Origin of the sequence: uncultured Campylobacter sp., assembly GCF_938031315.1 — a bacterium.
GTDB lineage: Bacteria > Campylobacterota > Campylobacteria > Campylobacterales > Campylobacteraceae > Campylobacter_B.
This window is the reverse complement of the sequence record NZ_CALHHT010000290.1, coordinates 1-5,805: the sequence shown is the minus strand read 5'-3', so window position 1 is coordinate 5,805 and position 5,805 is coordinate 1. Positions and strand designations below refer to the sequence as shown.

At 46.3% G+C, this 5,805-nt stretch carries 8 protein-coding genes; 4 read left to right on the top strand and 4 right to left on the bottom strand.

Annotated elements, in window-relative coordinates:
* Positions 1 to 244 precede the first annotated feature (244 nt).
* From Q0236_RS07205 to Q0236_RS07195, 3 genes are all read right to left on the bottom strand, one after another.
* Positions 245 to 1,114, bottom strand: coding sequence for an aldo/keto reductase (locus Q0236_RS07205; protein WP_297916475.1), 870 nt, complete (start codon positions 1,112 to 1,114; stop codon positions 245 to 247).
* Between the two features lie 226 nt (positions 1,115 to 1,340).
* On the bottom strand, positions 1,341 to 2,207 hold the full coding sequence (locus Q0236_RS07200) for an AraC family transcriptional regulator (RefSeq protein ID WP_297916473.1): 867 nt from the start codon (positions 2,205 to 2,207) through the stop codon (positions 1,341 to 1,343).
* A 227-nt stretch (positions 2,208 to 2,434) separates the two neighbouring features.
* On the bottom strand, positions 2,435 to 3,580 hold the full coding sequence (locus tag Q0236_RS07195; protein ID WP_297916471.1) for an iron-containing alcohol dehydrogenase: 1,146 nt from the start codon (positions 3,578 to 3,580) through the stop codon (positions 2,435 to 2,437).
* A 129-nt stretch (positions 3,581 to 3,709) separates the two neighbouring features.
* Here Q0236_RS07195 and Q0236_RS07190 point away from each other — a divergent pair, with 129 nt between their 5' ends.
* Positions 3,710 to 3,988: a hypothetical protein gene (locus tag Q0236_RS07190; protein WP_297916469.1), complete on the top strand. Its 279-nt coding sequence runs from the start codon at positions 3,710 to 3,712 to the stop codon at positions 3,986 to 3,988.
* Here the strand turns inward: Q0236_RS07190 and Q0236_RS07185 are convergent.
* Positions 3,967 to 4,116, bottom strand: a complete 150-nt coding sequence (locus tag Q0236_RS07185) for a hypothetical protein (protein WP_297916467.1) — start codon at positions 4,114 to 4,116, stop codon at positions 3,967 to 3,969. The genes Q0236_RS07190 and Q0236_RS07185 overlap by 22 nt on opposite strands.
* Before the next feature lie 618 nt (positions 4,117 to 4,734).
* Between Q0236_RS07185 and Q0236_RS07180 the strand changes: the two genes are divergently transcribed.
* Genes Q0236_RS07180 through Q0236_RS07170 form a run of 3 tightly spaced genes read left to right on the top strand, consistent with a single transcriptional unit; the run spans position 4,735 to position 5,641 of the window.
* Positions 4,735 to 4,890: a hypothetical protein gene (locus Q0236_RS07180; RefSeq protein ID WP_297916465.1), complete on the top strand. Its 156-nt coding sequence runs from the start codon at positions 4,735 to 4,737 to the stop codon at positions 4,888 to 4,890.
* A 9-nt stretch (positions 4,891 to 4,899) separates the two neighbouring features.
* On the top strand, positions 4,900 to 5,469 hold the full coding sequence (locus tag Q0236_RS07175) for a disulfide bond formation protein B (RefSeq protein ID WP_297916463.1): 570 nt from the start codon (positions 4,900 to 4,902) through the stop codon (positions 5,467 to 5,469).
* Positions 5,438 to 5,641 carry a hypothetical protein gene (locus Q0236_RS07170; protein ID WP_297916461.1) on the top strand — a complete coding sequence of 68 codons (204 nt, stop codon included), beginning with the start codon at positions 5,438 to 5,440 and terminating at the stop codon, positions 5,639 to 5,641. Before Q0236_RS07175 ends, Q0236_RS07170 begins: the two co-directional genes overlap by 32 nt.
* The last annotated feature ends 164 nt before the right edge of the window (positions 5,642 to 5,805 follow it).

Here is a 5,805-nt window from a genome sequence, read left to right as displayed (position 1 = left end):
CGTTCTTGACGTAGCGACGACCTTGTCGCCTCTACTTAGAGCATATTTTGCCAAACTCTCCCCAAGGCCGCCCGTAGCGGCTGTGATAAGCCAAATTTGATTTTCCATGTTTTTCTCCTTTATTAAATTTTCTTTCGCGTTTAAATTTACGCCAGCTAATACCGCGTTTTTATAAATTCTCGCCTCTTAATTGCCGCCTTTTGGCTAATTACGGATCGCCGTAATAGAAAAATAGGCTTGTTTTTTATTGTTTTGGCGCATTATCCTTCATCCAGTTTACGAGCCACTTTATCCTGCTGTCGTCTCTATGATCAAAAAACAGCGTCTTGCCTGTATCCAGCGCAGCAATGGCAGCCATATCATCAGGTGCAAGCGCAAAATCAAAAATATCGAAATTTTGCCTCATTCGCTCTATTTTTACACTCTTTGGAATGACGATGATGCCGCGCTGAATTAACCAGCGCAAAATAACTTGAGCTGAGCTTTTGCCATATTTTTCACCGATACCGCTTAGCACGGCATTTTTAAATATATCGTTTTTGCCCTCGGCGAAACTAGCCCACGATTCAAATGCTATGCCGTAGCCATCAAGCACGCGCTTTAACGCTTCACGCTGAAAAAATGGATGACACTCAAGCTGATTTACCGCAGGGATGACGCCGCTGTTTTCGCACAGATCTACGATCCGATCAGCGTAGAAGTTGCTAACGCCGATAGAACGAATGCGGCCTTGCTCTTTTAGGTGCTTCATCGCTCGCCACGAGCCGTAAATATCGCCATATGGCTGATGGATAAGATAAAGGTCGAGGTAGTCAAGTCCTAGCTTTTTCATCGACGCATCAAAGGCCTTTAGCGCGCGCTCCTCACCTGCGTCGCTGATCCAAAGCTTAGTAGTGATAAACAGCTCCTCGCGCTTTAGCCCGCCGGCAAGAGCCGTCTTAATTGCTGCGCCCACGCTTTCTTCATTGAAATACGCCTTTGCCGTATCAATGCTGCGGTAACCGACCGAGATCGCATCCTCAACGCATCTTTGCGTCTCTTTCGGATCTACCTGAAATACGCCAAATCCCAAAACAGGCATCTTATTGCCGTCGTTTAAGCTTACAAATTCCATTTTTGCTCCTTGCAATTTTGATTTTTAAACTGAAATAATTATAACAGTTTTAGAAAATAGGCGGTAGAACGATCCTGCAAAATCATTGCCTATTTCTGCAAATTTTATAAAAAATACAAAATTTAGATCAAATTTGTAGTTGGGGTGGGTCGAAAATGTAAATTTTAGATAAAAGAGGCTTGAAAGATAAAATCAACGAGAGACAGCAGACCTGCCCGCACTAAATTTAAGCGCCAGTTATGGCTAAGACGTGCGCCTTAGGAGGCATGCCAAACATCCTAGAGTACTCCCTATTAAACTGCGACGGGCTCGCGTAGCCGACGGCGAATGTCGCCTCTGCGGCGTCTAAATTTTGATTTATCAAGAGATTTTTTGCCTCTTCGAGGCGGATCTTTTTTTGAAATTGAAGCGGACTAAGCGCCGTGATACGCTTGAAGTTATGATATAGCGACGATGCGCTAATACCGAGCTTTCTGGCTAAATTTTCGATATTTATCGCCTCGGCGTAGTTTGATTTTATCTCTTTAGCAGCGCGCGTGACGCGATTTTCTATGGTTTCTAGCATTGCGTATTGGCGCAGGAAATCGCCGTTTTCGCCCTTTAAGAGTATGTATAAAATTTCCTTTATCGCGAGCTTTGCTAAAAATTTAGCATCGTTTGGACGATCTAGCAAACGGATAAATTTAAATACGGCTTCAAGCAGCTCATCATCTACCGCTCCAAGAGCTAGCCCTGCAAACTCGCCTTTTTTGCTCTCGGCGCCGCCAATGCTCTCGATCACGCTTAAAATATCCTCTAGCTCAAAGTTGATCCTTATGGCTAGATACGGGCAGCCTTTGATCTTCGCAACGGCGGGGATGTGCGTAGCGGCTAGCAGATAGCGCTGCTCGTCGTACTCGTAAAAATCATTACCGACTTTGGCTAGTTTAGAGCCTTTAAAAACCATGCAAAGCGCAGGCTCGTAAACGCCGGTTAAAAACTCGCTCGGCACGCTTGCTCGGTAGACAAACAGCTCCTTTATATCGCTTTGTATCTTACCGTCTGAGCTAAATTTAGCGTCCAAATACTTGCAAATTTCATCTATCTTGCTCATTGTGCCTCCTTGATTTTTTGGAATTTTAGCAAAATTTATAAAATAGTAGCTGCGAATATCCACCGACTCGCTTTCTCAAATTTAGCAAGTAAATAGGCAAAGTCGGCTCGCCAAATATTTAAAAGAGCTCAATCCAAAATGATAAGCTCGGATGGTTTAACGACCGTCCGAAAATCAAAAGTCAAAGCAAGAGGCTAAAGCCATAAGCCGATTTACTCCATTTAAATTTATCTTGCCAGCTCAAGAATTTTAGCGATATTTTCGCGGCTGTAGAGCTCCGCCATATTCCACGCTTTAGCGTTTGTCGCGGCTACGTCTATGACCTCGTCTAGCACCTTGCCTTCGATGCCGAGCTGTGCCAGGCTAGTCGGCGTGCCGATCTTATCAAACCACGCCTTAAGCGCCAGGATGCCCTCATCTGCGCTTTTAAGGTCGAAAATTTCACGCGCAAAACGCTCAAACGCGCTTAAATTCCTATCCTTATACCACCTCATCCACGCAGGCATTACCACGCTAAGACCGGCTCCGTGCGCGCAGTCCACGACCGCACTCATCGCGTGCTCGATCATATGATTCGGATAGCCGAAGCCGCCCACGCCCACGTAGGTTAGTCCGTTTAGCGCCATCGTCGCGGCCCACGCAAACTCGGCGCGCGCGTCGTAATCGCTCGGATCTGCAAGCAAAGCTTCGGTCGTGCGGATGACGGTTTTGATATTGGCTTCGATATAGGCTCGCACGATCTCCGGATGGACGCTAGCGGTAAAATACCCCTCGATGCTGTGCGCGATGATGTCGCTCGCGCTATATACGAGATACTCGCGGCTGACGGTTGCTTGCAACTGCGGGTTTATGACCGAGACCTTCGGGTATAGACACGGCGCGCTGATTGCGTATTTTTGCTTGGTCTGCTCCTTAGTTACCACGCCGCCGCAGTTCATCTCCGAGCCCGTCGCGGCGAGAGTGATGATATCAAAAATTTTAAGCGCAACGCTCGGGCTTTTGCCGGTGAAAAAATCCCACACGTCGCCCTCGTAGCAAGCGCCCGCGGCTACGGCTTTTGCGGAGTCCAGCACGCTTCCGCCGCCCACAGCGAGCACGCTATCTGCGCCAAATTCTTTGGCAAGCTCGATCGCTTCGTTTACCTTGCTTAGCACGGGATTTGATTTTATGCCGCCAAGCTGCGTAAATTCTATACCGCTTGCCTTTAAGCTGCTCTCCACCACGTCCATCAGGCCACTCTTTCGCACGCGCTCGCTGCCGTATAGTACGAGAGCTTTTTTCGCGCCCGCTTCCTTCATATACTGCCCGATATGTTTTTCTTTATCCTTGCCGAATTCTATCCTCACGGGGTTGCAAAAACTAAAATCTGTCATCTTATCTCCTTTAAATAAAGTTGACTAAATTATAGCCTTTTTTAAAATTTTGTGGTAGCACGATGGTCCAAATTCCTTGCCTAATCGTGCAAATTTAAATATAACCCGAGTAAATTTAAAGAAGAGAACATGAACGAAGTAGATAAAATTTTAAAAGACGCCGCAAAGATCGCAGACGAGCTATATCCAGCCTACGGACACGTTCAGACGCCCATAGGGGCGCTCGGCTTTTACCGTCAAAGAAAGCCTCAGACTTCATCGCGACGATCTATGAGCCTAGCGTGTGCTTGCGCCTGCACGGCGGCAAAATGGTGGAATTTAACGGCAAATAGTATCGCTACGATATGCAAAAATTCCTGCAATACTGCGCTAAGCCCGATTGATTTTCAAAAGCACATTAGGTTGTAGGAAACTAGATATATCTTACAAAACGGCGGCACGAAAGCGTCGTAGGCGGCTTTTGACGTCGGATACGAAAGCTCGTCATAGTTCAGCAGGGAGTACGTGAGGATGTCTGCATGCCGCCTAAAGCCCACGCGCAAACATTTCGCGACTAAGAACGAGCAAAAATTTAAAGTGATCGGCTTGGGCAAGCTTTGTAAAATTTCAAAATTTCATTGCGCAATGCAAGCCGAAATAACTGCACAATAAAACAGCATCCGCAACCGACATAAACCGATCGCAAGGTATTGCTTGCTATCAACGAGGCGGCGTCCGCTACCGAAACGAGGACTCAGTAGGGGAAAACGCGGTGCAAGAATACAGCCTAAACGTAAGAAGATAGACATAATGCAAGAGACCGCTCCGCCGCAAGAAAAATGGATGCGCCCAGCGATGATTGCCCCCCACTCGCTTGCCGCTGCGCTAAAAGTCATTGTTCATCTTCTTGCTAATTTTATAATTTCAATCGCGTGACGTTTTATCACGCGACTCGCACAAGCAAAATCAGGCTAATCGAAATGCTTTAGATAAATTTAAATCAAGCTGGAATAGAAAAAATTTTCTTAAAAATAGCTATTTTAGTATCATGAAATTTCATAAAAATTTATTTATACTGATAAAAACATAATTTTTAATATACGTCTAATAAGCAAAATAGTAATATTTTTACGATATTAAATTTCAGCGAGAAAGGAGAAAATATAGAATTTTTAATGGTTCTGATGTTTTTCGTCGCAGGTATTTTGTTGTGGTTTAGACCCGAGAAAAAGCGCGCGGTTATGGGCTTTGGTATCGCGGGTATCGCGATACTCGTCATCATGATGGCGTGGGTGAATAAATTTGCCGTCGTACCTATGGGAAATTTTTAGGAGCGAGCAATGAAAAGTTTGCAAGATAAAATGCCTCAAAGCTTCATTCGCGGCGCCGAGATTTCTGCGGGCTGGGGCGAAGATGAAAGGCGATTTTTCAATCTTTTTGCCCTTGCCGCCCTTGCCCTCATCGTCCTACCCGTAGGTATCGCGTGTTTGGTTTTGGGCTTTGGCATGGGCGATAGCCCCTGCATCATGTGCTGGCACGAGAGATTTTGCATGGTCGCGATCTCGTTTATGGCGCTAGTTATCGTTAGATACGGCTTTAAGGTCAAATACCTCGCTGCAATCCTCTTTTTAGCATGCCTCGGGCTATACGACGGCTTTTTGCATTACAGCCTAGACGGCACCGGCGGCGGCTACCTCGACATAAAGCGGGGCTTTGGGCTTGAAATTTTAGGCACACACACAATTTTGGGTCGTAGTGGTGCATTTTTGCGTCATTATCTTTTTAGGCGTGATTTTGCTGCTAGGCAAAATAATGCAAAAAAGCGAAGAGGGCGCATACGGCGCGGTTTTACCCAAATTTGCGCTAGGCAAAGTTGCAGTGGCGACCTTTGCTATCGTCATGGCTTTTAACTGCGTTCAAGCTTTTATCACGGCAGGCCCTCCGCCCTATCTAGCCTCCGCGACGCCCTCTCGCACGAGCATCGATCCTTGCAAGTGGTTTTGGGAACTTGATCACTGGGAGGAGACCCAGATAGACTTCTGCGAAAGCTGGAATCCAAAACTACCGAATCTGCCGAAGTGAGGTTGCGATATGAGAAAAATTCTAACTTTAACCCTTTTGTGCGCTGCACTGGCGCTGGGCGGCGAATTTAATCTAAATACTGCGGATGGCGCAGTGGTGAATTTAACGCCGTTACGCAAAAGCGGCGAGATAACGTTAAATTTAAACAACAATAATCCCGTCAC

Coding starts and splice junctions, on each gene's coding strand:
- Q0236_RS07205 (WP_297916475.1), bottom strand. CDS start 1,114: ATGGAATTTGTAAGCTTAAACGACGGCAATAAGATGCCTGTTTTGGGA.
- Q0236_RS07200 (WP_297916473.1), bottom strand. CDS start 2,207: ATGAGCAAGATAGATGAAATTTGCAAGTATTTGGACGCTAAATTTAGC.
- Q0236_RS07195 (WP_297916471.1), bottom strand. CDS start 3,580: ATGACAGATTTTAGTTTTTGCAACCCCGTGAGGATAGAATTCGGCAAG.
- Q0236_RS07190 (WP_297916469.1), top strand. CDS start 3,710: ATGAACGAAGTAGATAAAATTTTAAAAGACGCCGCAAAGATCGCAGAC.
- Q0236_RS07180 (WP_297916465.1), top strand. CDS start 4,735: ATGGTTCTGATGTTTTTCGTCGCAGGTATTTTGTTGTGGTTTAGACCC.
- Q0236_RS07175 (WP_297916463.1), top strand. CDS start 4,900: ATGAAAAGTTTGCAAGATAAAATGCCTCAAAGCTTCATTCGCGGCGCC.